The organism is Hyphomicrobium sp. LHD-15 (genome assembly GCF_031157355.1).
GTDB lineage: Bacteria > Pseudomonadota > Alphaproteobacteria > Rhizobiales > Hyphomicrobiaceae > Hyphomicrobium_C.
In genome coordinates this window covers 452402-477500 of the sequence record NZ_JAVIFT010000002.1, presented here as the reverse complement: position 1 = coordinate 477500, position 25099 = coordinate 452402, and the positions used below count along the sequence as shown (strand labels likewise).

At 62.9% G+C, this 25099-nt stretch carries 19 protein-coding genes and 1 tRNA gene (1 of these 20 only partly in view); 8 read left to right on the top strand and 12 right to left on the bottom strand.

Going from position 1 to position 25099, the window contains the following annotated elements:
- Positions 1–1211, top strand: the 3' portion of a protein-coding gene (locus RCO24_RS08885) for a M23 family metallopeptidase (protein WP_308962407.1). The gene continues 715 nt to the left of window position 1, outside the view; 1211 of the gene's 1926 nt are visible here — the last part of the coding sequence; its start codon lies off the left edge, out of view; the stop codon is at positions 1209–1211.
- A gap of 75 nt (positions 1212–1286) precedes the next feature.
- On the opposite strand, the gene clpB is transcribed toward RCO24_RS08885, so the two are convergent.
- The gene (gene clpB, locus RCO24_RS08880) at positions 1287–3920 is read right to left on the bottom strand and encodes an ATP-dependent chaperone ClpB (protein WP_308961490.1); all 2634 of its coding nucleotides are present in this window, start codon (positions 3918–3920) and stop codon (positions 1287–1289) included.
- 206 nt (positions 3921–4126) lie between these two features.
- Here clpB and RCO24_RS08875 point away from each other — a divergent pair, with 206 nt between their 5' ends.
- Entirely contained in the window at positions 4127–4885 is a 759-nt protein-coding gene (locus tag RCO24_RS08875) for an MOSC domain-containing protein (RefSeq protein WP_308961489.1), read from the top strand.
- Between the two features lie 125 nt (positions 4886–5010).
- Here the strand turns inward: RCO24_RS08875 and RCO24_RS08870 are convergent, their stop codons facing one another.
- Positions 5011–5910 carry a DUF4167 domain-containing protein gene (locus tag RCO24_RS08870; protein WP_308961487.1) on the bottom strand — a complete coding sequence of 300 codons (900 nt, stop codon included), beginning with the start codon at positions 5908–5910 and terminating at the stop codon, positions 5011–5013.
- A 229-nt stretch (positions 5911–6139) separates the two neighbouring features.
- Here RCO24_RS08870 and RCO24_RS08865 point away from each other — a divergent pair, with 229 nt between their 5' ends.
- Positions 6140–6361 (top strand): hypothetical protein, encoded by a 222-nt coding sequence (locus tag RCO24_RS08865; protein ID WP_308961486.1) that lies wholly within the window; start codon positions 6140–6142, stop codon positions 6359–6361.
- A gap of 14 nt (positions 6362–6375) precedes the next feature.
- Here the strand turns inward: RCO24_RS08865 and prmC are convergent, their stop codons facing one another.
- From prmC to RCO24_RS08845, 4 genes are all read right to left on the bottom strand, one after another.
- Positions 6376–7284: a peptide chain release factor N(5)-glutamine methyltransferase gene (gene prmC / locus RCO24_RS08860; RefSeq protein WP_308961485.1), complete on the bottom strand. Its 909-nt coding sequence runs from the start codon at positions 7282–7284 to the stop codon at positions 6376–6378.
- Positions 7274–8359: a peptide chain release factor 1 gene (prfA, locus tag RCO24_RS08855; protein ID WP_308961484.1), complete on the bottom strand. Its 1086-nt coding sequence runs from the start codon at positions 8357–8359 to the stop codon at positions 7274–7276. The genes prmC and prfA overlap by 11 nt, the downstream gene beginning before the upstream one ends.
- A 99-nt stretch (positions 8360–8458) precedes the next feature.
- Positions 8459–10720, bottom strand: a complete 2262-nt coding sequence (ptsP, locus tag RCO24_RS08850) for a phosphoenolpyruvate--protein phosphotransferase (RefSeq protein WP_308961483.1) — start codon at positions 10718–10720, stop codon at positions 8459–8461.
- Positions 10721–10892: 172 nt separating this feature from the next.
- Complete coding sequence (locus tag RCO24_RS08845; protein ID WP_308961482.1) at positions 10893–12155, bottom strand: aspartate kinase; 1263 nt, start codon at positions 12153–12155, stop codon at positions 10893–10895.
- A 335-nt stretch (positions 12156–12490) separates the two neighbouring features.
- On the opposite strand from RCO24_RS08845, the gene ubiG reads away from it, so the two are divergent.
- Positions 12491–13282 (top strand): bifunctional 2-polyprenyl-6-hydroxyphenol methylase/3-demethylubiquinol 3-O-methyltransferase UbiG, encoded by a 792-nt coding sequence (gene ubiG / locus RCO24_RS08840; RefSeq protein ID WP_308961481.1) that lies wholly within the window; start codon positions 12491–12493, stop codon positions 13280–13282.
- Between the two features lie 282 nt (positions 13283–13564).
- Entirely contained in the window at positions 13565–14767 is a 1203-nt protein-coding gene (locus tag RCO24_RS08835) for an aminotransferase class V-fold PLP-dependent enzyme (RefSeq protein ID WP_308961480.1), read from the top strand.
- A gap of 91 nt (positions 14768–14858) precedes the next feature.
- Here the strand turns inward: RCO24_RS08835 and RCO24_RS08830 are convergent, their stop codons facing one another.
- The 4 genes from RCO24_RS08830 to RCO24_RS08815 all read right to left on the bottom strand — a co-directional run bounded on the left by RCO24_RS08830 (position 14859) and on the right by RCO24_RS08815 (position 19368).
- Positions 14859–16301, bottom strand: coding sequence for a PDZ domain-containing protein (locus RCO24_RS08830; protein WP_308961478.1), 1443 nt, complete (start codon positions 16299–16301; stop codon positions 14859–14861).
- A 37-nt stretch (positions 16302–16338) separates the two neighbouring features.
- Positions 16339–17337, bottom strand: coding sequence for a cysteine synthase A (cysK, locus tag RCO24_RS08825; protein WP_308961477.1), 999 nt, complete (start codon positions 17335–17337; stop codon positions 16339–16341).
- A gap of 143 nt (positions 17338–17480) precedes the next feature.
- Positions 17481–18020, bottom strand: coding sequence for a dUTP diphosphatase (dut, locus tag RCO24_RS08820; RefSeq protein WP_374990941.1), 540 nt, complete (start codon positions 18018–18020; stop codon positions 17481–17483).
- A gap of 61 nt (positions 18021–18081) precedes the next feature.
- A complete protein-coding gene (locus RCO24_RS08815; RefSeq protein ID WP_308961476.1) occupies positions 18082–19368 on the bottom strand; it encodes a phosphopantothenoylcysteine decarboxylase in 1287 nt (428 codons plus the stop codon).
- A gap of 197 nt (positions 19369–19565) precedes the next feature.
- Here RCO24_RS08815 and RCO24_RS08810 point away from each other — a divergent pair, with 197 nt between their 5' ends.
- A complete protein-coding gene (locus RCO24_RS08810) occupies positions 19566–20225 on the top strand; it encodes a hypothetical protein (protein WP_308961475.1) in 660 nt (219 codons plus the stop codon).
- An 18-nt stretch (positions 20226–20243) separates the two neighbouring features.
- On the opposite strand, the gene RCO24_RS08805 is transcribed toward RCO24_RS08810, so the two are convergent.
- Together RCO24_RS08805 and RCO24_RS08800 are read right to left on the bottom strand one after the other, a co-directional pair.
- A complete protein-coding gene (locus tag RCO24_RS08805; RefSeq protein WP_308961474.1) occupies positions 20244–21035 on the bottom strand; it encodes a DUF2939 domain-containing protein in 792 nt (263 codons plus the stop codon).
- 77 nt (positions 21036–21112) lie between these two features.
- The gene (locus tag RCO24_RS08800; protein WP_308961473.1) at positions 21113–22090 is read right to left on the bottom strand and encodes a complex I NDUFA9 subunit family protein; all 978 of its coding nucleotides are present in this window, start codon (positions 22088–22090) and stop codon (positions 21113–21115) included.
- Between the two features lie 243 nt (positions 22091–22333).
- On the opposite strand from RCO24_RS08800, the gene RCO24_RS08795 reads away from it, so the two are divergent.
- A tRNA-Leu gene (locus RCO24_RS08795) sits at positions 22334–22418 on the top strand.
- A 912-nt stretch (positions 22419–23330) separates the two neighbouring features.
- A complete protein-coding gene (locus RCO24_RS08790; protein WP_308961471.1) occupies positions 23331–25037 on the top strand; it encodes a methyl-accepting chemotaxis protein in 1707 nt (568 codons plus the stop codon).
- Positions 25038–25099 lie beyond the last annotated feature (62 nt).

Genomic DNA, 25099 nt, shown 5'->3' with positions numbered 1-25099 from the left:
CGAACACCACAGTCCTCGCCAAATCGGGGCAGGAGGACGACGGCGGCTCGAGCGATCTCGACGTTCTGAGACCTGCCGTGAAGACTGTTCGCGAAGGTCAGAAATTGTCTCAGCTGCTCGCCGAATCCGGCGCCACGACATGGCAGATCCGGGAAATGGTCGAGGCCATGAAGCCGATCTTCCCGGAGAAATCCGTCGTCGCCGGACAGGAAGTCCACATCGCGCTCCAGCCCTCGCTCACGCTGCAGAACCGCATGGAGCCGGTGCGTTTCTCGATCTACGACGAGGGACACGCGCACAAGGTCACTGTTTCGCGCAACAACGCCGGCGAGTTCGTCGCAAGCGCAACGCCGATCGACGACGAGAGCGCGATGCGCGTCGCCATCAACGACAGCAACGGACCGCAATCGTCGAGCCTCTACGCGAGCCTCTACTACGCCTCGCTCACGGAGAGCGTTCCGACCGACACCATCCAGCAGATCCTGCAGGTTCACGCCTACGAGACCGACTTCCGCAGACGCTTGCGGGCGGGCGATACCTGCGAAATGTTCTTTGATCTGAAAGATGAAGGCGGCACCGACGGCCCCCCTGGCGAATTGCTCTACACGTCGATTTCGACGGGCGGCGAAACGCGTCGCTACTATCGCTTCCGCACGCCCGACGGACAGATTGACTACTACGACGCGCAGGGCAGCAACGCGAAAAAGTTCCTCATGCGCAAGCCCGTGCGCGCCGACGATACGCGCCTGACGTCAGGCTTCGGTCTGCGCCGCCATCCCCTTCTCGGCGAGTACAAGATGCACACCGGAATCGATTGGGCGGCCCCCACCGGCACGCCCATTCTCGCCGCCGGCAACGGAACCATCGAGGAAGCCGGCCGCAAAGGCTACAACGGCAATTACGTGCGCATCCGTCATGCCAACGGCTATCAGACCGCCTACAGCCACATGTCGCGTTTTGCGCCGGGAGCAGCACCCGGCGTCAAGGTGCGCCAAGGCCAGGTCATCGGATACATCGGCTCGACGGGTCTTTCATCAGGCCCGCATCTTCACTTCGAAGTGCTGGTCAACAACCAGTTCGTCAATCCGCTGTCGATCGACGTGCCACGCGAGCGCCAGCTCGAAGGCAAGGACCTCATCGCCTTCCACAAGGAGCGCATACGCATCGACGAGTTGATGCGCCGTACGCCGGTCCTGACCGCCAGCAAATAGGCTCTCGTTACGGATAAAAAAATCCCCTCCCTGGAGCAATCCAGGGAGGGGATTTTTACTTGGAAAAGCTTCAGCTTACGCAGCAGCCTTCACTTGCGTTCCATTGAGCGTCAGTGCCCCGTCGCGGACCGAGACGCGAACGGTATCGCCATCCTTCACCGTGCCGCGCAGGATCTCCTCGGCGAGCGGATCCTGCACCTGCTTCTGGATCACCCGCTTCAAAGGCCGCGCCCCGTAGATCGGATCGTAACCCTTGTTGGCGAGCCAGGTCCGCGCCTGATCGTCGAGTTCGAGCGTGATCTTGCGATCCGCCACGAGCGCCTGCAGACGCTTGATCTGGATGTCGACGATTGCCGCCATTGCTTCCCGCTTGAGCCGGTGAAACACGACTATTTCGTCGATACGATTGATGAACTCGGGCCGGAAGTGACGGCGCACGGCATCCATGACGAGACCGTACGCTTCCTCCTCGCTCATCACCTTGTCCTTGTCGCCCGGCGCACCGAAGCCCAAGGGCTGGCGCGGATCGGCGAGGTATTCCGCACCGAGGTTCGAGGTCATGATGATCAGCGTATTCTTGAAGTCGACCGTGCGGCCCTGACCATCCGTCAGGCGCCCCTCGTCGAGCACCTGCAGAAGCACGTTGAACACGTCCGGATGCGCCTTCTCGACCTCGTCGAACAGCACGACCTGGTAAGGCCGACGCCGCACGGCTTCGGTCAAAGCGCCACCTTCCTCGTAGCCGACATAGCCCGGCGGCGCGCCGATGAGCCGCGACACGGAATGCTTCTCCATGTACTCGCTCATGTCGATACGCACCATCGCGCTCTCGTCGTCGAACAAGAACGAAGCCAGCGCCTTCGTCAGCTCGGTTTTGCCGACGCCGGTAGGTCCGAGGAACATGAACGAGCCGATCGGCCGGTTCGGATCCTGCAGGCCCGCGCGAGCGCGCCGCACCGCCGTCGAAACCGCTTTCACGGCCTCGGGCTGGCCGACGACACGCTTCTCCAACGCCTCTTCCATCTTGAGAAGCTTGTCACGCTCGCCTTCCAGCATCTTGTCGACGGGCACACCCGTCCAGCGCGACACGACGCCCGCGATCTGATCCGGCGTCACCGCCTCTTCCAGCATCACGCCCTTTCCTTCGGTGCTCTCGATGGCCTTGAGCTTGGCTTCGAGTTCGGGAATGACGGCGTGCGCAAGTTCGCCAGCCCGCGCATAGTCGCCCTTCCGCTGCGACTGCGAAAGCTCCGTACGCCGCTTGTCGAGCTCCTCCTTCACCTTCTGCGCCGAGCCGAGCTTGTTCTTCTCGGATTCCCAGCGCGCGGTAAGGGACTGCGATTTCTCTTCGAGATCCGCGATCACCTTCTCGAGCTTTTCGAGACGATCCTTGGAGGCCGCGTCGGTTTCCTTTTTCAAGGCTTCCCGTTCGATCTTGGCCTGCATCAGGTCGCGATCGATCGCGTCCAGCTCTTCCGGCTTGCTATCGACCTGCATTCTGAGGCGCGAAGCTGCCTCGTCCATGAGATCGATCGCCTTGTCGGGCAGGAAGCGGTCGGTGATGTAGCGATTGGAGAGCGTCGCGGCCGCAACCAACGCCGAATCCGTGATGCGGACGCCGTGGTGCAGCTCGTACTTCTCCTTCAAGCCGCGCAGGATCGAGATCGTATCCTGGACCGAAGGCTCCTCGACGAACACCGGCTGGAAGCGCCGCGCAAGTGCCGCATCCTTCTCGATGTGCTTCTTGTACTCGTCGAGCGTGGTCGCGCCGACGCAATGCAATTCGCCACGCGCCAGCGCCGGCTTCAACAGATTGCCGGCGTCCATCGCGCCTTCGGCCTTGCCGGCGCCAACGATCGTGTGCAGCTCGTCGATAAACAGGATGATGCGCCCGTTCTCCGCCTGCACCTCGTTGAGCACGCTTTTCAGGCGCTCCTCGAACTCGCCGCGGAACTTTGCGCCCGCAATCAGCGAGCCCATGTCGAGCGCAAGCAGCTTCTTGTCCTTGAGGCTCTCGGGCACGTCGCCGGCCACGATGCGCAAGGCGAGGCCTTCCGCGATCGCCGTCTTGCCGACGCCCGGTTCACCGATCAGCACAGGGTTGTTCTTGGTCCGGCGGCTCAGCACCTGAATGGTGCGGCGAATTTCCTCGTCGCGCCCGATCACGGGATCGAGCTTGCCGTTGGCGGCCGCTTCCGTGAAGTCGCGCGTGTAGCGCTTCAGCGCCTCGAACGATTGTTCCGCGCCCGCAGTGTCGGCCGTGCGGCCCTTGCGAATTTCATTGATCGCGGCATTGAGCCGATCCGGCGTCACGCCGGCGTCCGCGAGAATTTTTCCGGCCTCCGAGCCTTTCTCGAGCGCAAGCGCAAGCAGAAGCCGCTCGACCGTGACGAACTTGTCGCCGGCCTTGTCGGCAATCTTCTGGGCATTGTCGAAAACGCGGGCGAGGTCGGGCGCAAGGTAAAGCTGACCAGCTCCACCCCCGCTCACCTTCGGCCTGCGCTGAAGCAGACGCTCGACCGCGTCGAGCGCATCCTTATGCCGCCCGCCGGCGCGCGCGATCAGCCCCGCGGCCGCGCCTTCCGGGTCCTCTAGAAGCACCTTGAGCAGATGCTCGGCTGAAAACTGCTGATGTCCCTCTCGGAGCGCGAGGCTCTGCGCAGACTGAACGAACCCCTTGGCGCGATCCGTAAACCGTTCGAAATCCATGAATGTACCTCCTGAGCGCGCTTCTCCGTCCTCGTCGAGGCCCGTCTTGAAGCGCCGTCGCAAATACGTGACCGCGGAGAAAGCTAAGCCCTATATCGGCACTCGGCTCCAACCGCCTGATCGAGATATAGGACGGGCTCGGGCCGTATAAAGGGGGCGCCCTTACGTGGTATAGAAAACGCAATTTCGGGGGGCGAGAGGAACGAATGCCAGGCTTGGTTACCGGACTGTTCCGCTACCCCGTGAAGGGCCTCTCGGCCGAGCCGCTATCCCGCGTCGCGCTCCGGGCCGGCGAAACGTTTCCGTTCGACCGGGTTTGGGCCATCGAAAACGGCCCGAGCCGTTTCGACCCCGCCGATCCAAAACCCGTGCCCGACATCAGCTTCCTGATCCTGATGCGCGACGAACGCTTGGCAGCCATTGAAGCCCGCTTCGAGGAGGAGACCCAGCGCCTCACCCTTTTGCGTGGCGGCCGGCAGGTGGCCAGCGGTATTCTCTCGTCGCAGTCGGGCCGCCAGATCATCGAGCAGTTCTTTGCGGCGTTCATGGCCGAGAGCTTGCGCGGCCGGCCGAAAATCGTGAGCGCACCTGGTCACACCTTCATCGAGACCGGCGACAAGGTCGCCCACATCGTCAACCTGGCCACCGTGCGCGAACTCGAACGGGTCGCCGAGCGCCCGATCGATCCGATGCGCTTCCGGCCGAATATCATCGTCGATGGCATCGAGCCCTGGGCGGAGTTCGACTGGATCGGCAAAGAGATCTCGATTGGGCCGATCTCTTTCCACGTGCTGGAAAAGGCAGCGCGCTGCGCCGCGACAAACGTCGATCCCAAAACCGGTGCCCGAGACATGGACATCCCGGCCACCCTTCGCCGCAAATGGGGCCACATCGACTTCGGCGTCTACGTGAAAATAGCGTCCGATGGCGAGCTGTCCCTCGGCGACGCCCTCACTCCTCCATAGAACGCGCAGTTATCCCGCACAGGCCGGCGTCCAGACGCGTCACCGCAAACCCAACGCCGGAGAAAACGAAAAAGGCCGCGGAACGCTCCGCGGCCTTGATCCGATAAATCTCTTTCGAGCGAGCCTTATTCGCCGCTGCCCTCGACGACGGGCGTCGGAGCGGGGGCAGCACCCTCTTCGCTGGCAGCAGCGGCCTCGCGGCGCGGACGGCGTACCGGACGGCGCAGGAACTCGGGCTGCTCATGATGCGGAACCGCAGCCGGCCGCTCGCGGCGAACGGGCGGCGGGGCACTATCCACACCGATATCGGGCTGCGGCGCACGATCGGCACGCTCCACGCGCTCGACCCGCTCAGGCCGATCTCCGCGCGGCTCGCTGTTCCTCTGATCGCGCTGATAACGATCCCCGCGATCGCGATCTCCGCGATCCCGATCACCCCGGTCCTGACGGTCGGAATAACCACGATCGCCGCGATCACCCCGATCGCCGTGACGATCGCGATTGTGGAACTGGCGTCCGCCGCCTTCGCGCGGACCCCGGTCGTCATAGCGCGGACCGTCGTTGTGGCGCGGCTGTCCTTCTCCGCGAGAGGGTTGCTGCTGGGCGTAAGGCTGGCCCTGCGCCTCGGCGCCGTACTCGCCGTCCTCGTCGCTGAAATCGTCGCTCATGGAGACGGGCTCGCCGAACCCGGCCGGACGCGGACGCCCCATCCCGTTCTGCAGGTCTCCGCCGCCCTGGGCTATCTGCTGCTCGCGGAAGGCCATGATGATGCGATTGTAATGCTCGGCGTGCTGCAGGTAGTTCTCAGCCAGAACCGGGTCGCCGGAAGACTGCGCATCACGTGCGAGCGCGATGTACTTCTCGGCGATATGAGCAGGAGTGCCGCGCAATTTGACGTCTGGCCCCGTACTTTCGAAGCTACGCGTCAAAGGGTTCTGACCTTTGCGGTTCTGGTTATTATTATTGTTGTTATTATTATTGTTGCTGCGGCCGCGGCCTCTGCGGTTTTGCTGTCCCTGCCTCATGGGCTCCATTCTCGACAGTTGTGGAAGTAGATGCCGCCGCACCGATCGCAGCAGCTGAATACAGTTCATCCCTCGCGGCCACTTTGGCCGCGCTCTTTAGACCGGTTGCCCGGCTAAATCCAAAAACCCCCAAACAGGCTGCGAAAGTCCTGCAGCACCCTGGCTTTGGCAGGTCCCCGAAACCCGCCGACCAGATCCGTCTTTAATCTCGTGCTCGAACGACAGCAGCATGTCCAAATGGGAGGATTTAATGCGACTGGCGCTCAAGGTTGCCATCGTGTGCTCGCATTACGCGGCACCAGCAACGGCACTCATCCGCCTTTTCGCATCTCATCATGCGCGAAATAATGACAACTGGTTTATCGAACGGACCGCTGTCAGACACGAGGTGCGCATGAAGCAAAACTTCATGAGGGTTACATTAGACCTGACGCTCATTGAATCCAAGTGATTTTAGCGCCATGCCTAACGGCGTGTCTTAATAGCAACACAACGCGTATGCTGCCCAAGATCTTGCCACAGCCTTATATCGCCAAGGCAGCGTCCATCGGCCGAGTCTCGGAAAATACCCGTAACCCCGTCGGCCTGCCCGGCGCCGATTTCGAGCAACACCCACCCATCCGGCACGATGCGCGCAAAACCTGCGGCAAGTTCGCGATAGATATCGAGGCCGTCCGCGCCCCCGTCCAGCGCACCCAGCGGATCGTATGCCCGGACATCCGCTTCGAGGGACGCGATCTCTTCGCTCGGAATGTAGGGCGGGTTCGAGATCAAGAGATCGAACGTGCCGTCGATGCCATCGAGAGAGCGTCGTTCGAGAAACACCGCGCGATCGGCGACACCAAGCTGTACGGCGTTCGCTTGAGCCGCAGCGAGTGCATCCGGGCTAATGTCGGTTCCGATCCCGCTCGCCAGAGGTAGTTCCGCGAGCAGCGTCAGCAACAGTGCACCGGAACCGGTTCCGATATCGACAATGCGGATCGGCCGCTCTCTCCAACCCTCGCGCCCGGCGATTTCGAGCGCCGCTTCGATGACGGTCTCGGTGCAGGGGCGGGGATCGAGCGTTGCCGGCGTGATACGAAACGTGCGTCCGTAGAAGCCGCGCTCACCTAGAATGCGCGATACCGGCTCCCGTGCCGCGCGCCGCCGTGCAAATTCCGACAACCGCTCCGCATCCCGTCCATCGAGCCTTCGATCGGGATCGCGAACCAGCGCCGTCCCGTCAATTCCGAGCGCCGCGAGCACCAGCAGGCGCGCATCCCGCGCCGCGCCCTCGATCCCGGCCTCCGTCAACACGCGCGTGAGCAGCGCGGCGGCATCCCTGGCCTGTAACCCTTCGAATGACGATGCATCCCCGCTGGGATCACGCACCATGGCTTTCCATCGCAGCGAGTGCTTCGGCCTGATTTTCGGCGATGAGCTGATCGACGATCTCGTCGAGGCCGATGCCTTCCATGATCCGATCGATATTGTGGAGCGTCAGGTTGATGCGGTGATCGGTAACTCGCCCCTGCGGAAAGTTGTAGGTGCGGATGCGCTGCGAGCGATCGCCCGAGCCCACCTGGCTCTTCCGCGCCTCGCTGCGCTGACTGTCCGCCCGCTCGCGCTCGAGCTCGAACAGCCGCGAACGCAGAACCTGCATGGCGAGCCGCCGGTTCTGATGCTGGCTCTTCTCGGCCGAGACCACGATGATGCCGGTCGGCAAATGCGTGATGCGCACGGCACTGTCCGTCTTGTTGACGTGCTGGCCACCCGCACCGCCCGCGCGCATGGTGTCGATCCGGATGTCTTGGTCCTTGATGTCGATATCAATGTCTTCGGCTTCCGGCAGCACTGCGACGGTCGCCGCGGACGTATGGATGCGTCCGCCGCTTTCGGTCGCGGGAATGCGCTGCACGCGATGTACGCCGCTTTCGTATTTGAGCCGCGCGAACACACCCTTACCGGTGACGGAGGCAACGACCTCCTTGTACCCGCCGAGATCGTTCTCCGACATCGAGATGATCTCGGTGGACCATCCCTTGCTGTCGGCATAGCGCTGATACATGCGGAAGAGATCGGCCGCGAACAGCGCCGCCTCGTCGCCGCCCGTACCCGCCCGCACCTCGAGGATCGCGCTCTTTTCGTCAGCGGCATCCTTGGGCAGCAGCAGCACGCGGAGCTTGTGCTCCATCTCCTCGATGCGCGGCCCGAGCTGAGCCAGCTCCTCGCGCGCCATCTCGGCCATGTCCTTGTCCTGGGACGGATCCTTGAGCAGCGCTTCGAGATCCTGCTGCTCGATCTCCGCAGCCTCCAGCTCGCGCACCGCCGTGATCAGCGGCGTCAGATCCGAGAACTCCTTGGTCAGCTTCACATAGGTGGCCTGCGCGGCCCCCTGATTGAGCTCCGCTTGGATGGTCTCGTACCGCTCGATCAGGCGGCCCAGTGTCTCTTTTGGAATGACGCTCATGGTTTTTCTTGAAAGGAACCTTGGATATCCGCCAGCTCAGGCGCTCGATGCGCTTCTAGACCATGATCGCTTTAGATCCTATCGATCCAAAGCAAGCCGTTAGGTTTCCACCTCTTGCCCAGTCGCAAACTCCTCGAGTTCCCGCCGGACGCTGCCCGAGCGGCCCCCCACGAGAAGCTCGTCCAGAAGACGCGTAATTGCTGCCGCGTCGAGCGAGCGGATCATGCTCTTGACCGGCCCGATCGAAGCGGGCGCCATCGAAAGCGTCCGGAAACCGAGCCCGATCAAGCACATCGCTTCGATGGGCCGTCCTGCCATTTCACCGCAAAGCGTCAACGGGACTTTGTGGCGACGACACGCTTTGGCGAGCTGCTTTAAGGCCCGAAGCGAAGCCACCGAGAGCGAGTCGAACCGGTTCGCGACGCGAGAATTAGAGCGATCGGCCGCAAACAGGAACTGCGTGAGATCGTTGCTGCCGACCGACACGAAATCAACCCGCTGTAAAAGCTCATCGAGCTCGAACAGCACGCTTGGCACCTCGATCATAGCCCCGATCAGAAGCTTGCTCGCCGGCTTCGCCCCGCGCTTGAGACCGAGCTGCCGCTCCTTCTCGATCAACTCGCGGATTTCGTCCATCTCGGCCGCCACCGAGACCATCGGGATCATGATACGAAGCTCTCGCCCCGCGCCCGCCCGGAGAAGCGCGCGCACCTGCATGCGGAACAGGGCCGGCCGGTCGAGTGACATGCGGATCGCGCGCCAGCCGATGGCCGGATTTTCCTCCGGCACATGGGGAAGATACGGAAGCACCTTGTCGCCGCCGATATCGAGCGAACGGAACACCACCGGCCTGCCGTCGGCCTCGTTCAGCACCGCCTCGTAAGCCTGCGTCTGCCGGTCCACGCGTGGCAGGCTGTGCGAGAGCATGAACATCAGCTCGGTGCGGAACAGCCCAATGCCGTCACTCCCCGATTCCTTGACGTGCGGCATGTCCGCCAAAAGGCCGGCGTTGATCTGCAGCGCGATCCGCTCGCCGTCCTTGGTCACGGCCGGGAGATCCCGCAGCGCCTCGTACTGCTTCTGCCGGCGCGCCCGGAACCGCACCTTGTCGGTGTAGGCCGAAACCACTTCCGTCGAAGGCCGCACGTGCACTTCGCCGATGACGCCGTCGACGATGATCGCGTCGCCCGCCGTCACGCGCTCGACAATGCCTTCCGCCTGCCCGACCGCGGGAATGCCGAGCGCCTTGGCGACGATCGCCACGTGGCTTTGCCCGCTGCCGTCCTCGATAACGAGCCCACGCAGCCGCGTGCGATCATAGTCGATCAGCTCGGCGGGCCCCATGTTGCGCGCGACCAGGATCGTGTCGGTCGGCATCTCGGGCGGATTGAGCAGGCCGGTCGCGACACCGGCCAGAATTCTGAGCAGACGATCCGAAAGATCGTCGAGGTCGCGCTGGCGCTCCCGCCAAAAGGGATCGGGCGTCTTGAGCATGCGGGCCCGCGTGCCGTTCTTGACGCGCTCGACGGCCGCCCCGGCCGTAAGCCCGCTCTGCACGGCTTCCCGAAGCCGCCGCTCCCAGCCGCGATCGTGCGCGAACATGCGATAGGCTTCGAGCACGTCGCGGTGGTCACCCGCCCCCGAGAGCAGCTCATGGCTCAGCATGTCGTCGAGCGACGTCTTGAGCTCCAAGAGCGCATCTTCGAGGCGGCGCATCTCGGCCGCCGGATCGTCGGCCATCAGCTTGGTGACGACGATCCTGGGCTCATGCAGCATGACATGGCCGAGCGCGATGCCGTCCGAGATCGGCTCGCCCGTGATCACGCGCGAAAGCGCCCGCGACAGTTCGATCGCCGATCCGACCCCTGAAACCGCACCCGACACAAGGTGCTCCGCGACGACCATCGCCGTCGCCTGCATCACCTCGACGTCTTCGTCGGAATACTCTTTCACCGTGCGGTTCTGGACGACGAGCACGCCCAGGACCTGCCCGCTGCGCTGGATCGGCACCGCGAGCAGCGAATGGTAAATCTCTTCGCCCGTCTCGGGCCGGTAGGAGAACGCCGGGTGCTTCGAGGCGTCGGGCTCATTAATCGGAACCCCGATCTCGGCACACCTCCCAACGAGGCCCTCGCCTCGCTTCAGCATCGTATTGTGCACTGCGGTAGCGTTGAGGCCTTCACTCGCGAACAGTTCGAGCGAGCCGTCCTGCCGGCGCAGGTAGATCGAGCACACGTCGGCCACCATGACGCCCGCGATCTGGCGCACGATCTTATCCAGCCGCTCCTGGCCGTCGGCTGGCTCGGCCATGATGTCGCGCAGCCGGCGCATGATGACACGCAGCGCCGGCTCGGTAGGCATCACACGGGGCTCGTCGCCGCGTCTCGAATGCATAAGGCAAGGCCGTTGAAATGGGTCCGCAAACCCCTGCGGTTAAGCAGGGCTCATGGGCCGTTATACGTCAATTTGAGCGCGAATGCGGAAATGCTGAAGGAAAAGCGATAGCTAGCCCTTAACCGCTTTCCGAACGCCCTCAAGCGGCGTCGAGGCCGTAGATCGTATGAAGGGTTCGAACCGCGAGTTCTGCGTAAGCGGCGTCGATCAACACACTGATTTTGATCTCGGAGGTTGAGATCGCCAGAATGTTGATTCCCTTCTCGGAAAGCGCCTTGAACATTTGCGCCGCAACGCCCGCGTGGCTGCGCATGCCGATGCCGATCACCGAGACCTTGGCCACATCGTCTGAACTCTGAAGATCGAAGTTTCCGATGTCGGCGCGGGCGGCCTTCAGAACTTCCAGCGCGCGCGGCAGCTCAGCTGATTGCACCGTAAACGTCATATCGGTGTGGTGGCCGTCCGCGGCAACGTTCTGCACGATCATGTCGACATTGATCGAGGCTTCAGCCAGCGGCACGAAAATACGCGCCGCGATGCCCGGCTTGTCCTCGAGTTTCAGCATGGTGATTTTCGCCTCATCCCGAGCGTAGGCGATGCCGCTGACCACTTGGCTTTCCACGATCTCATCCTCGCCGCAAACGATTGTCCCGATGTCTTCAAGGTTGCCGGCCTTGACCGGCGCCATGTCTTCCGGCTTCACGAAGCTCGAAAGAACGCGCGTCTTCATTTGGTGCACCATCGCCAGCTCGACCGAGCGGGTCTGCAGCACCTTGGAGCCCGAGGATGCCATTTCGAGCATTTCCTCGTAGCTGACCTTCGGCAGGCGCTTGGCTTTGGCCACGATGCGCGGATCGGTCGTGTAAACGCCGTCCACGTCCGTATAGATGTCGCAGACGTCCGCCTTGAGCGCGACCGCGATCGCGACCGCGCTGGTGTCCGATCCGCCGCGCCCGAGCGTCGCGATCCGGTTGCTCTTGGGCTCGACGCCCTGGAACCCGGTGATGACGGCCACCTCGCCCTGATCGAGCGAGCGGCGCAGCTCGTCGCCTTTGATTCCGGTGATGCGCGCCGAGCCGTGCGCAGTGCTGGTCTCGATCGGCACCTGCCAGCCTTGCCAGGAGCGGGCCTTGATACCCAGCGATTGCAGCACGATCGCCGTGAGGCCGGCCGTCACCTGCTCACCGCTCGCGACGACGGCATCATATTCGCGCTTGTCGTGCAGCTGTGAGGCCTCGTTCACCCAGGCGACGAGCTGATTGGTTGCGCCCGACATGGCCGAAACCACGACCGCGACCTTGTTGCCGGCGTCGACCTCGCGTTTGACGTGGTGCGCAACATTCCTGATGCGCTCGACGTTGGCCACCGAGGTGCCACCGAATTTCATCACGACAACAGCCATGGCTTCGAACCGCCTGATGCCCGTCTTCGCGCGGGCGCCTATCTGTCTGGGGACCGGCGCAGAATTTGCGCGGCCTTCTGATCCAAGTCTTGTGATCCAAGTGAGGATTTGAGGTTGCATCAGCGACGCGCGCGAGGCGCCCCGCCCAGCTCATCAGAGCCGGCCCGAACGCCTCGAACGCCAAGGACTTGGCCTCGTTTCGGCCGATCTCTTACCGGGAACACTGGGTTATCGCAACAAGCGCGTTCCTCAACGTTTTGGCAACATCGCGCCACGTGTCGCTGCCCCACTTCCGCGCATTGACAAAGCCGCGCGCCCTGTCACCTTCCCGGGCCATGACCCAATCCACGGAACGTGCCGCCGATCCATCGAAAGCCGGAGCCCCTGGCCCCGGCGGCGGCAACATCGACGACGCAGAAATTGCGCGCTTCCAGAACCTCGCCAAGGCCTGGTGGGATCCGGTCGGGAAATTCCGCCCGCTGCACCAGATCGGCCCAGCCCGGCTGACCTTCATCCGCAATGAGCTTACGCGCCATTTCGGCCGCGAGGGGTCGGGGCTTCGTCCGTTCAAGAACCTGACCGTGTTGGACGTCGGCTGCGGCGGGGGCCTTATGTCCGAGCCTCTGGCCCGCCTCGGCGCCCGCGTCACCGGCATCGATCCCGGCGAAAAGAATATCACCATCGCCCGCGACCACGCCGCCCCGCAGGGCCTCGACATCGACTACCGCGTGACGACCGCCGAGGAGCTGGTTGCGGCAGGCGCCAAGTTCGATGCCGTGGTTTGCCTCGAAGTGGTCGAGCATGTTCCGGACGTTGCGGCCTTCGTACAAACCTGCGCCAGCCTCGTCCGCCCCGGCGGCCTCCTGATCCTCTCGACCATCAACCGCACCCTCAAGGCATACGCGCTGGCCATCGTGGCTGCCGAATACGTGCTCGGTTGGTTGCCCCGCGGCACTCATCAATGGGATCGCTTCGTCACCCCTGAAGAGATTGGCCGCTACATAGCCGCCGCCGGCCTCGGCACGCCGCGCTTCGAGGGCTTCGTTTACAATCCGCTTCGCGATCAGTGGTCGCTGTCGCCTGACACCGACGTGAACTACCTCGCGGCCGCCTCGAAGCCGGCATAGCCCGAGAAAAACTGATCAGCATTTTTTTCTAATCGCGCCGGGCTTCTCGCAAAACACTTTCGCGACATAGGCGCACACAACCCCAAAACACGGAAAAACCAAGTGTTCTCGCCCCTTGTGCGAGCAAATCGGCCTTGACGCCTTTCTGCTTTAATTCCTATACGAGCCCCCAGCTCGCGCTCACGACCCAAAAAAATGACAGGCCCTTCCCTTCGGAGATCCAACAGATCCTCCGCAGGCCAGCGGCCTCTACGCAGCGAGCGAAGAAGGGGAATGTTTGAGATGTCGAATGAGCCACGCCGCCCAGGCCGGCACTTCCTGCAAATTCCTGGGCCTACTCCCGTTCCCGAGCAGATCCTCGCGGCCATGAACCGCCAGGTCCTCGATCACCGCGGCCCCGATTTCCAGAAGCTCGGCAAGCGCGTCCTCGCCGGCATCAAGACGCTGTTCAAGACCCAGGGCCACGTCATCATCTATCCGTCGTCCGGAACCGGCGCCTGGGAAGCCGCCCTCTCCAACACGCTCTCGCCCGGCGACCGCGTGCTGATGGTCGAGACCGGCCAGTTCGCCGTGTTGTGGAAGCAGATGGCGGACCGCCTGGGCCTTCGCGCCGAAGTCATTCAAACGGATTGGCGCATCGGCGCCGATGCCGAAGAGATCGAAGTGCACCTCAAGAAGGACAAGGCGCGCGCCATCAAGGCCGTCTGCGTCGTGCACAACGAAACGTCGACCGGCTGCCGCACGCGCCTCGACGAGGTCCGCCGCGTGCTCGACGCGACCGATCACCCCGCACTTCTGATGACCGACAGCATCTCGGGCCTCGCCGCCGCCGACCTGCGCCACGACGAATGGCGCATCGACGTCACCGTCGCGGGTTCGCAGAAGGGCCTGATGATGCCGCCCGGCCTTTCGTTCACCGCCATTTCCGATAAGGCGATCGCGGCTTCGAAGTCTGCCGAGCTCAAGCGCTCCTATTTCTCGTGGGAAGACATGCTGGCGTTCAATGGCGACGGATACTTCCCGTACACGCCGGCCACCAGCCTGCTGTACGGCCTCGACGAGGCGATCAATCTGATCAACAGCGAGGGTCTCGAGAACGTCTTCGCGCGCCACAACCGCTTGGCCGAAGCGACCCGCACCGCGGTGCGCGCCTGGGGTCTCGAGGTCAACTGCCGTGACGCCAAGTACGACAGTCCGGCCGTCACCACCGTGCTCATGCCCGAAGGCCACAACGCCGACAGCTTCCGCAAGCTCGCGCTCGAGTCCTTCAACATGTCGCTCGGCACCGGCCTGAACAAGCTTGCGGGCAAGGCGTTCCGCATCGCGCATCTGGGCGACACCAACGAGCTCACGGTTCTGGGCGCCCTCACCGGCGTCGAGATGGCGCTCGAGGTTGCCGGCGTCCCTCACAAGAAGGGCGGCGTGCAGGCAGCGATGTCCTACATCGCCGACAGCGCCAAGATCCCGGCCGCCAAGGCGGCCTGATCTCGCAATTGAGACGGCTCAAACGAAAACCCTCGGACTGCGTCGCAGTCCGAGGGTTTTTCTTTGTCTCGAAAACAAGAAGCGCTGACCGTCACGCCCGTCCGCCAAGCGTCTCCATCGCGGACCGCACGTCGGTGGTGAAGGTACCGTTGATCGGCCCCTTGTAAGCGCCTTCGTCGCGCAGAATCTCCTGCAGCCACTTGCGGTCGCCGATCGACAGCACGTCGGGGTTCCGCATCAGCTCCGACACCAGATACTTGTCGCCGAGCTTGAGCGAACGCACGACCCAATAGGCCGCCTCCGTATCGCTCCGCTTCACGCCCTTGCCGATGCGGTACAGGATGCCGAGGTTGAAGGTCGCCACTGCGTTGCCGAGATCCGCCGATTTCCTGACCTGATCGGCCGCGCGCGTGTTGAGGCGATAGGCCTCCGTCTCGTCCTTCGGAATGCCGCGGCCCAGCTCGTACTTCTCGGCGAGCCAAGAGGTCGCTTCGCTAAGCCCCCTGTCGGAAGCCTGGCGCAGAAGCTTCACCGCTTCCTGGTCGTCCTTGCCCACGCCGCGCCCTGCTTCGTAGAGCAGCGCGAGTTTGTGCATGGCGAAGATATGGCCCTTGTCGACCGCCTGTCGATACCAGCGCGCCGCTTCCGCATAATCCTGCTTCACGCCGCGCCCGGTTTCGTAAAGTCCGCCGAGATTGGTCATCGCGGCTTCCTGTCCACCGTTGGCGGCTTCGAGAAACCACTTTGCGGCCAGCGCCTCATCCTTCGGGATGCCGATACCGTCCTTCGCGAACAAACCATACCGCGTCATCGAGGGCAGGTGACCGGCCTGCGCCGCCTTGAGGTAATAGCTCGCCGCCTCGGAGGGATTGCGAGGCCCGAGCGCGAGACCGAGCGACAACAGCCGCCCGAGGCTTGCCGACGCCTCCACATCGCCTTCGTTGGACTGGTCGACAAGCAACCGCTTGAGATCTGCCGCACCCTCTCCGGCGCGCCAGATGTCGAGCGAAATTGCCTTGCCGGGATTGAAACCACGCAGCGCTTCGGCAAGCGCATCCGGCCCCGCGATCTCGCGGCCTTCGAGCTTCAGGATCACGTCACCGACCCTGAGTTCGCCGGCAAGCGGCGCCGAAACGTCGGAAACGAGAGCACCGCGATCCGCGCCGAACCGCAAGGCGCCCGCGAGATCGGTATCGACCGACGTCGTGCGAACCCCGAGGCTGCCGGGAGGCTGCCCGTCCGCGGCAACGGTGCTGAGCGTCGCACGCACCGAAAGCCTGGCCGTCTGAACCCCCGAAGAAGACACAGCGACCGGCTTCGTCGGAACCGCGCTGGTGGTGACGGGAGAGGTTCCCTTCGGCGGCGGCGTTGCCTTGTCGGAATTCCCCTGCTCATCGCCTTCCGGAGCGAGAATGCCCGTCAACGGTGTCCATCGCTGCGCCAGCTGCACCTTGTCTTGCGCAAACGCGTGTCCCGTCGCGCCGGCAAGCGCCAGCGAAATGGATCCCGCTATGAGAAACGGCCGCAACCGCACCCTTACCCCCTTTATCCCAACCACGAGTGACGACAACTCACGCCTTCGGCGGTTCCACGAACAGCTCGCTCGAGAAATAACGCTCGGCAGACGAAGGCGCGAACGTCACCACCGTCTTGCCGCGCAGATCCTCGCGCGCTGCAACTTCCAGCGCCGCAGCAACGTTGGCGCCGGTTGAAATACCACCTGGAATACCTTCGACCTTGGCCAATGATCTCGACGTTTCAAAGGCCTTCTCGTTCGAAACACGCACGACTTCGTCAATGAATGACGTATCGAGCACCTTGGGCACGAAGCCCGCGCCGATACCCTGAATCTTGTGCGGGCCGCGCGCGCCGCCCGAAAGGATCGGGCTGCCCTCGGGCTCCACCGCGATCACCTTGAGCGAGGGCTTGCGCGCCTTCAGAACTCGCCCGCAACCCGTCAGCGTGCCGCCCGTGCCGACGCCGATGACGAGCACGTCGATGTTGCCGTTGGTATCGGCCCACAGCTCCTCGGCGGTCGTCTTCTCGTGCACCAGGGGGTTGGCCGGGTTCTCGAACTGGCTCGGCTGAACCGCGCCGGGCGTTTCCGACAGAATCTGATTGGCCTTGTCGATGGCGCCGGGCATGCCCCCCGCGGCCGGCGTCAGCACCAGCTCCGCGCCGAGGTGCACAAGGATCTTACGGCGCTCGAGCGACATCGATTCCGGCATCACCAGAATGAGCTTGTAGCCGCGTGCTGCCGCGACGAACGCGAGGCCGATACCCGTGTTGCCCGACGTCGGCTCGACCAGCACGCTCTTGCCGGGCGTGATCTTGCCTTCGGCTTCGAGCACGTCGATCATCGCAACGCCGATGCGATCCTTGACCGACGACAGCGGATTGAAGAACTCGAGCTTCAAGAGCACGTCGGCAATCGCACCGGACTGCTTAGCAAGGCGCGAAAGCCGCACGAGCGGCGTATGGCCGATCGTTTCGGTGATGTCGGCATAGACCTTCCCGCGTCCCCAGCTCTTGGTGGCTTTGAGAGTTTTGATTTCGGTCGCGTCCGTCATCTGTTTGCTGTGCCCTTGTTGAGTGCAGTAATGCTCTGCGGTGTTTCCTCGCACCGCTTTTCGCACATTTTATTGGCGTGCCAAAGGGCTACGTGAGTGCCACCGCATCCGCGCACCTCGCTCAAAGAACCAACAGAAACAGACTAACGCTTGGATTTGGCGGGTTTTTTCCTCGCGGGCGCCTTTTTGACGCTCTTCCCGGCGGGTTTCGATTTACCCTTCCCGGCCAACCGGGCCGACCCGGCGGTCGAGCCGAAACCGCCGGCACCCCGCGCCGTCGCACCGAGCGCCGTGACGATTTCGAGCGCAGCGTGCGTCACCGGCGCGATCACCATTTGAGCGATTCGCTCGCCTCGCCGCACCGGAAACGGTTCGGCACCCAGATTGACGAGGATGATCTTCACCTCGCCGCGATAGTCGGAATCGATCGTGCCCGGACTATTGAGAACCGTGATCCCGTGTTTCAGCGCGAGCCCCGATCGCGGGCGTACCTGCGCCTCGAAGCCTGGCGGCAGCTCGATCGAAAGCCCGGTAGGGATCAACGCCCGCTCGCGCGGCTTGAGGACAACCGTCTCCGGCTCCCCCAGCGCCGCTAGAAGATCGAGCCCCGCAGCCTCGTCGGATTGGTAGGCGGGCAACGGCAGCCCCTCGGCATGAGGCAGCACCACAACCCCCACACGCACACGTTTCCCCGCAGGCCTCTTGCGCACAGCCACCGCTACGTCCCCCTCTTTTTATCGTCGTTCAAACGGACTCGCGGGCCTGGGTCAGAAACCCCGCCGCACGCTGCAACAGCGTCTCCGCCACCTCGGCCTTGCTCATCTCGGGCCACGTCTCGGTGCCCTCGGCAGTGACGAGATGCACCTTGTTCTGCTCGCCACCGAACACGCCGGACTCTTCCGAAACGTCATTTGCCACGATCCAGTCGACGGCCTTCGCCTTGCGCTTGGCCTGCGCATTTTCCACGACCGTGCTCGTCTCCGCGGCAAAGCCGACGACAAGCGTCGGACGGCGTGCGCCGCGCTTCGCAATGGTGCGCAGAATATCCGGGTTCTCGACCAGCTCGAGCTGAGGCGGCTCCGCATTCGCCTGCTTCTTGATCTTGCCGCGCCCGGGCGTTGCGACGCGCCAATCCGCGACGGCGGCCGCAAACACCGCGATATCCGCCGGAAGCGCCTCCTCGACGGCCGCGAGCATTTCGCGCGCAGTCTCGACGTGGCGAACGTCAACGCCTTCGGGATCGGCGATCTGAACCGGCCCGGTGATGAGCGTCACCCGGGCTCCGAGCCGGCGCGCCGCCGCTGCAATAGCATGGCCCTGCTTGCCCGATGAGCGATTGGCGATGTAGCGGACGGGATCGATCGGCTCGTGCGTTGGCCCGCTGGTCACCAGCACATGCCGGCCCGCGAGAAGCGGTGCGGAGGTCGCAGAAGAACGTCCGCGCGTGCCAGAGACCGTAAGAAAGCCAAATCCATTATCCGCGCGAGCGGCTTCTTCCGCGAGCAGGCTCTCGATGCGCCCCACGATTTCGTTGACCTCCGCCATGCGCCCGACGCCGGCTTCGCCCTTCTCGGCCATCTCACCCGCGTTGGGGCCGATGAAACGAACGCTGTCCGTTTCGAGCTGGCGCACGTTGCGCTGCGTCGCCGGATGGTTCCACATCGCCGGGTTCATGGCCGGCGCCGCGAGCACGATGCTCCGCGTCGCGAGCAGCACGGCCGTCGCGAGATCGTTGGCATGCCCCTGCGCCATGCGCGCGAGCAGATCCGCGGTCGCCGGCGCGACGACGACGATGTCCGCCTCCCGCGCGAGCCGGATGTGCCCGATCTCCCGCTCGCCTTCGAGATCGAACAGCTCCGTCGCCACCCGTTCGTTGCTGATCGCACCGACAGCCAGCGGCGTGATGAACTCCTGCGCCGCCTTGGTCATGACGCAGCGAACCGCATACCCCTTTTCGGCGAGGCGCCGGATAAGATCGAGGCATTTGTAGGCGGCAATGCCGCCGCCGATGATGAGAAGAACGCGTTTCATGGGTTTTCGAGCCAAACCGACCTCGAACAAAGCCTGATACTATTAGGTGGGAAGGGCTGGACGCACGAGCATTTCCGCGCACCTTCTTCACGCCTGCCAAACCACGCCGCAATTGCGACCAGCCGGCATGCTACTGTTGATGTTATCATAAATGCGCCCCTGCCTGGCGAGGGGCCGCAACCCGATGGTTACCGAAGATGCCCCCGCCGCTGGCAGGTCATGGCCGCAAGCTCGCATTGGCCCTCGCAGCCATCCTGTGCGCATGCCCGCTGTCGACCGTCGCGTCCTCCAATACGATTGCGGAATGCTTCAGCGACAACAACGAGCGGCGCATCGCAGGTTGCACCGACCTCATTCAAAATCCCAGCCTCGATCCAGGCACCAAAAGCCTCGCCTATGCCATGCGCGCACTGGCTCTCTCGCTGAACGGCGCGCTGTCCGAGGCGCTTCCCGATTACGACATGGCCATCAAGCTCGACCCCGGCTCGGCGATGGCCCTCAACAACCGCGCCTGGGTTCTCTACAAGCTCGATCGGCTGTCCGACAGCATGTCCGACGTGGAGCGCTCGCTGCGCCTCGCACCCGGCAGCCCGCATGCTTACGATACGCGCGCCCACATCCATCAGGCGCTCGGCGAAAGAACCGCAGCCTTGCGTGACTACGAGCAGGCCATGCGCTTCGGAGGCGAGCATCTCGTCAAGCTCTACCAGTGCGGCCTCGAAGCCCAAGGTATCTACTCGGGCCCCATTGACGGGCTCTACACGCGCGCGGTCCGCCAAGCTCTTGAAGTTTGCGTGACCCGAAGCGCCTGTGATCCGCTGCCCGCCGACGAGGAATGCCGCGCCGCGACGTCGTGAACTTAGACTCCTTTAACCTCAGAGCTCCGGTGTAAGCGCGGTCACGATCCACGAGCCACCGACGAAGTTCAACTCCGCGGTAACCTCCGGCTTGCGCGCGTTGGCATCGCGCGAAACACCCACTGAAAGTCCGAGCGGCCCCGTCAGCGAGAAATGCTTGATGTTGCCGAGCCCATACTTGGGGCGGTGCCCGCTTTCGCTCTTGGCTGGCAGCGCTGAAGTCGCTGCATCGCCCGCCGGCGCTCCTGCGTCCTTGGCACCAGCCCCGCCGAGCACCTTGCCGACGTCGATGCCGTACTTGCCGGCGATCTCGTCGAGCTTGCTTTTCGCACCACCCGCCTCGCCTTCCGGCGCGATCATGAAACCGCCGAGACCCTGCGCCTGCGACGTCCGCTCGAACACGATGCCGTCGAGCGCTTCCTTGAAGCTTTTGCCGCTGGCGTGGATGCGGATCAGCATCTCCGGCGTGACGAAGGTCGCGAGAACGCCGTCGACGATGCGCGGCATCACCTGCGCCTTGAGCTGATCGGCCAGCGCGCCGCCTCCTGTTCCCGCCTTGCGCAGCGCATTGGTGACGACCTCGTCTACTTTCACCGCAACTGCCGGCCTGAGCGACGCGCGCACGCTCGGGAAATCAATCCGCGCGACAAGACCCTCGACGTTGTGCGTATCGAGCGATGACTTGATTTCGTAGCCCGAGAATGCAGGCCACGCCACGTAGAACGCCAGCACACCCGCGAACACCAACGGCCCAAACGATTTCAACTTGAGAATATCGATCGGCTTCGCAAACACCGGCGATCGGCTCATGGCAATCTCTCCCTATGAGCTTTTTGGAAAATGCCTTCGGCAATCAATCGACGCGTACGCGCGCGAAGAAAGCGGCGCTATCCGCGGTAATGGGAGTACTGCCCCTTGGGCTTGAAGCGCTCGAGATAGCCGGGCACCACGGACCCGATCGATTGCGGCTCCGCCACGCCGAGCTGCGCCAGCGTCCGGCCGTCCTTGAGGGCATCCGCGCTCACGACGTTATCGGTCTGAAGCAAGCGCACCTGATCGACGGTTAGCGGGCGTATCGAATTGGGCAGCGGCCAGGTTAGCAGCGCCTGCAGCTTGGCGAGCCAGAACGGCATCGAGAGGAGGACGCGCTTACGGCCCGAGTAGGCGAGTGTCCGCTCGAGCAGCTCGCGGAATGAAAGCACCTCCGGTCCGCCGACCTCGTAGATCGCGCCGGGCTTGCCGCCGCCCGAGGCGGCAAACGAGATCGCCGATGCGAGATCGCCGACATAGATCGGCTGAAACCGCGTTTTTCCGCCGCCGATCAGCGGCAGGATCGGAGAGACCCGTGCCATCGCCGCAAACCGGTTGAAAAACTCGTCCTCAGGACCGAACACGATCGAAGGCCGGATGATGATGGCGCCCGGAAATTCCTCGAGCACCGCGGCTTCTCCCGCCGCCTTGGTCAGCGCGTAGTTTGCCGGCGATGAGCGGGAAGCGCCGATTGCCGAGACATGCACGAAGCGCGTCGCACCCGCCTCGCGCGCCGCCTTGGCAACGGCCCGCGCGCCATCGACATGCACCGCCTTGAACGTCTGCGCGCCGGACCCGGCCAGAATGCCGACCGAATTGATGACGACGCTCGCGCCTTCGACCGCCCGGCGTACCGAATCGGGGTAGCGCAGGTTGGCCTGCACGGGCTGGATCTGCCCGACATTGCCCATGGGTTGCAGATAGCCCGCGAGATCGGGGCGCCTGGATGCGGCCCTGACGCGAAAACCGTCCTTTGCGAGCGCTCGAACCGTATGACGGCCGACAAAACCCGACCCGCCAAAAATCGTCACAAGCCCCGTGCTTCCGCCTGCCATGCCGCTCTCTCCCCGCCCAAGAGATAGATATATAGAAGAGTGGTACCCCAAGAATTGACACCCGCGCCGCCCACTCCGGCGACGCAGCGCATGAAATCAGGGTCTAGCCCATGGACCCGAAGCGTGACGAGTCCAAACCGGCCCCGCAAGCAAAATGCGCGTCTTTCTGATCTGGCACTGTTGTCTCAATTGACAACCGCGGCCACTCCCCGTAACTCATGGCGCCGCAGGCTTTGACGGCTTGCCCAGATGGCGGAATTGGTAGACGCACTGCTTTCAGGTAGCAGCGCCGCGAGGCGTGGAGGTTCGAGTCCTCTTCTGGGCACCATCACTTAAGGCCTTAGCTCCCTGTACCGTCGGGATTTTTCTGACGACGGAAGGGTAATGGGCAGCAAGCAGGCCTTATTCGTCGTCGTTCCCGTCGACACTTCATCCGTCCATTTTGGCGCCAAGCGCCCTCGGACGGGCCATCAAGCCTAAAACATCCGGACCCATCGATCGCAACGGTTACTGGTATCTCGTGCGTCACGCGCTCGAGCCCCCGCGCGCAGGTCGACGGACCCCCGCACCATCATCTGAAGCTTAGGCATCGCCGTACGGCAGGATCCGCGCTGTTCGCGCCGAGGTCGTCGCACGACGGGCACGTCCGGAACTTGCAGCCGCGTGGGAACAGGATGGTCGCAGCCGCTCCCCACATCCAGCCTGTCTCGTCACCACACACGATGAGATGAGAAAACGCCGAACCTTTGGGGAATTCGTGCAGCATGGCGGACGCGAAAAGCCGTAGCCAGGCCGGCAAAGCAGCGCGGAGGTGAACCTAACTACCTCGCGCCCCAACAGATAAAAATAAAGTTTCAAAATTCAGAGACAGAGACCGAAAAAATAATTTAGCGCAAAGGCACCCAAAACCTCGATTGCTGGACTCAAAATCCATCCTTAGACGTATCTTTTGCTGGACGAAAGTCTCCCGCGCGATTGAAAAGCATCGTTCCGCGAAACCAACGAAAAACCCCTGAATTTAAGGCCAAAACCGCGGTAGGGCTCCCCATTCGCGATGAAGTTGCATTTCCATCAAGCGTCCATGATCGAGCCGATGTGTAAAATGAGCACACGCTTACAATCAGATGAATACACTAGGTAAATTTACGTACATTTCATCACATCCCATCAAGATTTGGGTTCTAAGCGCGGGATGGGGCGAAGCGTTTTGCCTGCGCAACCGTAAAATCACGAGGGCAACATGTCATTTCTGTCGAACTTCAGAATACTCACTAAAATTCTATCCGTGATCGGCGTGATGGCAGCAGTTGCCATAACAATCACGTATTTCGGCACGACATCGCTTAAATCACTGAGCGATGCGACGGACGTGATGGAAGAAAAGGCAAAGGCCGCCCTTAGCTCGGCTCGCATGAACCGCGTTGTGGTCGCTTTGAATCGCGAAGAATATGTCCTCGCCTCCGACCCAACCACCGAAACGAAAACTGAAGTCCGCAAAAAGGTCGAGGAAGAGATAAACGCGTTTACGACCTTGTTTGATGCGGTTCGCCAGAGTGCGGGCGCTACCGAAGCGCAGAAGATTGCGCAGATTGAAACCGCATTCGCGTCCTACCGGAAGGGTCTCGAAGAGACCATCCGTATCGCCGACCAAATCCAAAACCACACGGCCAGTGAAGAGATCAAGCGCCTTCAGGAGTCCGTGTCATCCAGCCGCAAAACCGCGCGTGTTCTGCGTGATGCAGTCAAGGAGATCTCCGACGCTCTCGACAACGAAGTGTCGCGAATCTCTGCCGAAGCGACCGAGACTTACAAAAGCTCCTCTCGGCTTATGACCATCGTTGCTGTCCTCGGAATAACCGTAGGCCTCGTGATCGGCTTCGTTATCGGGCAGTACGGCATCGCGCAGCCCATCCGGATGATGGTGGAAGTCCTCCAGAAGCTCGCTGGCGGCGACTACAATGTCGCGATCGTCGGTCAAGATCGGCTCGACGAAGTGGGCGAAGTCGCCAAGGCGGCCGAGGTGTTCAAGGCAAACGCTCAAGAGAAGGTCCGACTTGAGCAAGAGCAAAAGATCGCTGAAAAACGCGCCGCAGAGCAGCGCAAAGCTGAAATGTACCGTCTCGCCGACGATTTCCAGCGCGCGGTAGGCGGAATCGTGGATGCCGTATCGTCGGCGTCCGAACAGCTCGAGGGAGCAGCCACTTCGCTCACTCGTACGGCCGAAACGACGCAAGAGCGGTCTGGCGTAGTTGCCGCCGCGTCCGAGCAAACCTCGGCCAATGTCCAAGGCGTCGCAGCGGCGTCGGAAGAACTGGCGTCGACGGTGACCGAGATCGGCAGGCAGGTCCAGGAAAGCAATACCATCGCCCAGCGCGCGGTTGAGCAAGCAAGCACCACAAACAATCAGGTTTCCCAGCTATCGGAAACGGCAAACCGGATTGGTGATGTGGTCGGATTGATCAACACGATCGCGTCCCAGACTAACCTTCTGGCGCTCAATGCCACGATCGAGGCTGCCCGTGCCGGCGACGCCGGAAAAGGCTTCGCAGTGGTTGCCCAGGAGGTCAAGGCGTTGGCCGCGCAAACAGCGAAAGCGACCAGCGAAATCGCTTCTCAAGTCTCGGGAATGCAGACTGCAACGCAAGTTGCCGTCGCCGCCATCCACGAGATTTCAACGACCATCGGCAAGATGTCGGAAATCTCCGGCGCGATTGCGGCAGCGGTCGAAGAGCAATCGGCAACGACGCAGGAAATCAGCCGCAATGTCATGGAAGCGGCCAAGGGCACCAGCGAGGTCGCCTGCTCGATCACCGACGTGAGCAAGGGGGCAACCGATACCGGAACTGCATCCTCGCAGGTGTTGTCGTCGGCTCGGCAGCTGTCTTCCGACAGCCGCAGCCTCCGGTCGCAAGTTGACGGCTTCCTCGCGACAGTTCGTGCGGCCTAATATGCGGAAGGGGCACAGTCGACGACCTCGACTGTGCCCCGACCACAAAATCACGTCGAGAC

What these genes read in the sequence shown, in the direction of transcription:
- RCO24_RS08815 (WP_308961476.1), bottom strand. Translation starts at nt 19,368, where the DNA reads ATGAAACGCGTTCTTCTCATCATCGGCGGCGGCATTGCCGCCTACAAA.
- RCO24_RS08865 (WP_308961486.1), top strand. Translation starts at nt 6,140, where the DNA reads ATGTCCAAATGGGAGGATTTAATGCGACTGGCGCTCAAGGTTGCCATC.
- RCO24_RS08845 (WP_308961482.1), bottom strand. Translation starts at nt 12,155, where the DNA reads ATGGCTGTTGTCGTGATGAAATTCGGTGGCACCTCGGTGGCCAACGTC.
- ubiG (WP_308961481.1), top strand. Translation starts at nt 12,491, where the DNA reads ATGACCCAATCCACGGAACGTGCCGCCGATCCATCGAAAGCCGGAGCC.
- prfA (WP_308961484.1), bottom strand. Translation starts at nt 8,359, where the DNA reads ATGAGCGTCATTCCAAAAGAGACACTGGGCCGCCTGATCGAGCGGTAC.
- RCO24_RS08870 (WP_308961487.1), bottom strand. Translation starts at nt 5,910, where the DNA reads ATGAGGCAGGGACAGCAAAACCGCAGAGGCCGCGGCCGCAGCAACAAT.
- clpB (WP_308961490.1), bottom strand. Translation starts at nt 3,920, where the DNA reads ATGGATTTCGAACGGTTTACGGATCGCGCCAAGGGGTTCGTTCAGTCT.
- prmC (WP_308961485.1), bottom strand. Translation starts at nt 7,284, where the DNA reads ATGGTGCGTGATCCCAGCGGGGATGCATCGTCATTCGAAGGGTTACAG.
- RCO24_RS08875 (WP_308961489.1), top strand. Translation starts at nt 4,127, where the DNA reads ATGCCAGGCTTGGTTACCGGACTGTTCCGCTACCCCGTGAAGGGCCTC.
- cysK (WP_308961477.1), bottom strand. Translation starts at nt 17,337, where the DNA reads ATGACGGACGCGACCGAAATCAAAACTCTCAAAGCCACCAAGAGCTGG.
- RCO24_RS08790 (WP_308961471.1), top strand. Translation starts at nt 23,331, where the DNA reads ATGTCATTTCTGTCGAACTTCAGAATACTCACTAAAATTCTATCCGTG.
- RCO24_RS08805 (WP_308961474.1), bottom strand. Translation starts at nt 21,035, where the DNA reads ATGAGCCGATCGCCGGTGTTTGCGAAGCCGATCGATATTCTCAAGTTG.
- RCO24_RS08810 (WP_308961475.1), top strand. Translation starts at nt 19,566, where the DNA reads ATGCCCCCGCCGCTGGCAGGTCATGGCCGCAAGCTCGCATTGGCCCTC.
- ptsP (WP_308961483.1), bottom strand. Translation starts at nt 10,720, where the DNA reads ATGCCTACCGAGCCGGCGCTGCGTGTCATCATGCGCCGGCTGCGCGAC.
- RCO24_RS08800 (WP_308961473.1), bottom strand. Translation starts at nt 22,090, where the DNA reads ATGGCAGGCGGAAGCACGGGGCTTGTGACGATTTTTGGCGGGTCGGGT.
- RCO24_RS08835 (WP_308961480.1), top strand. Translation starts at nt 13,565, where the DNA reads ATGTCGAATGAGCCACGCCGCCCAGGCCGGCACTTCCTGCAAATTCCT.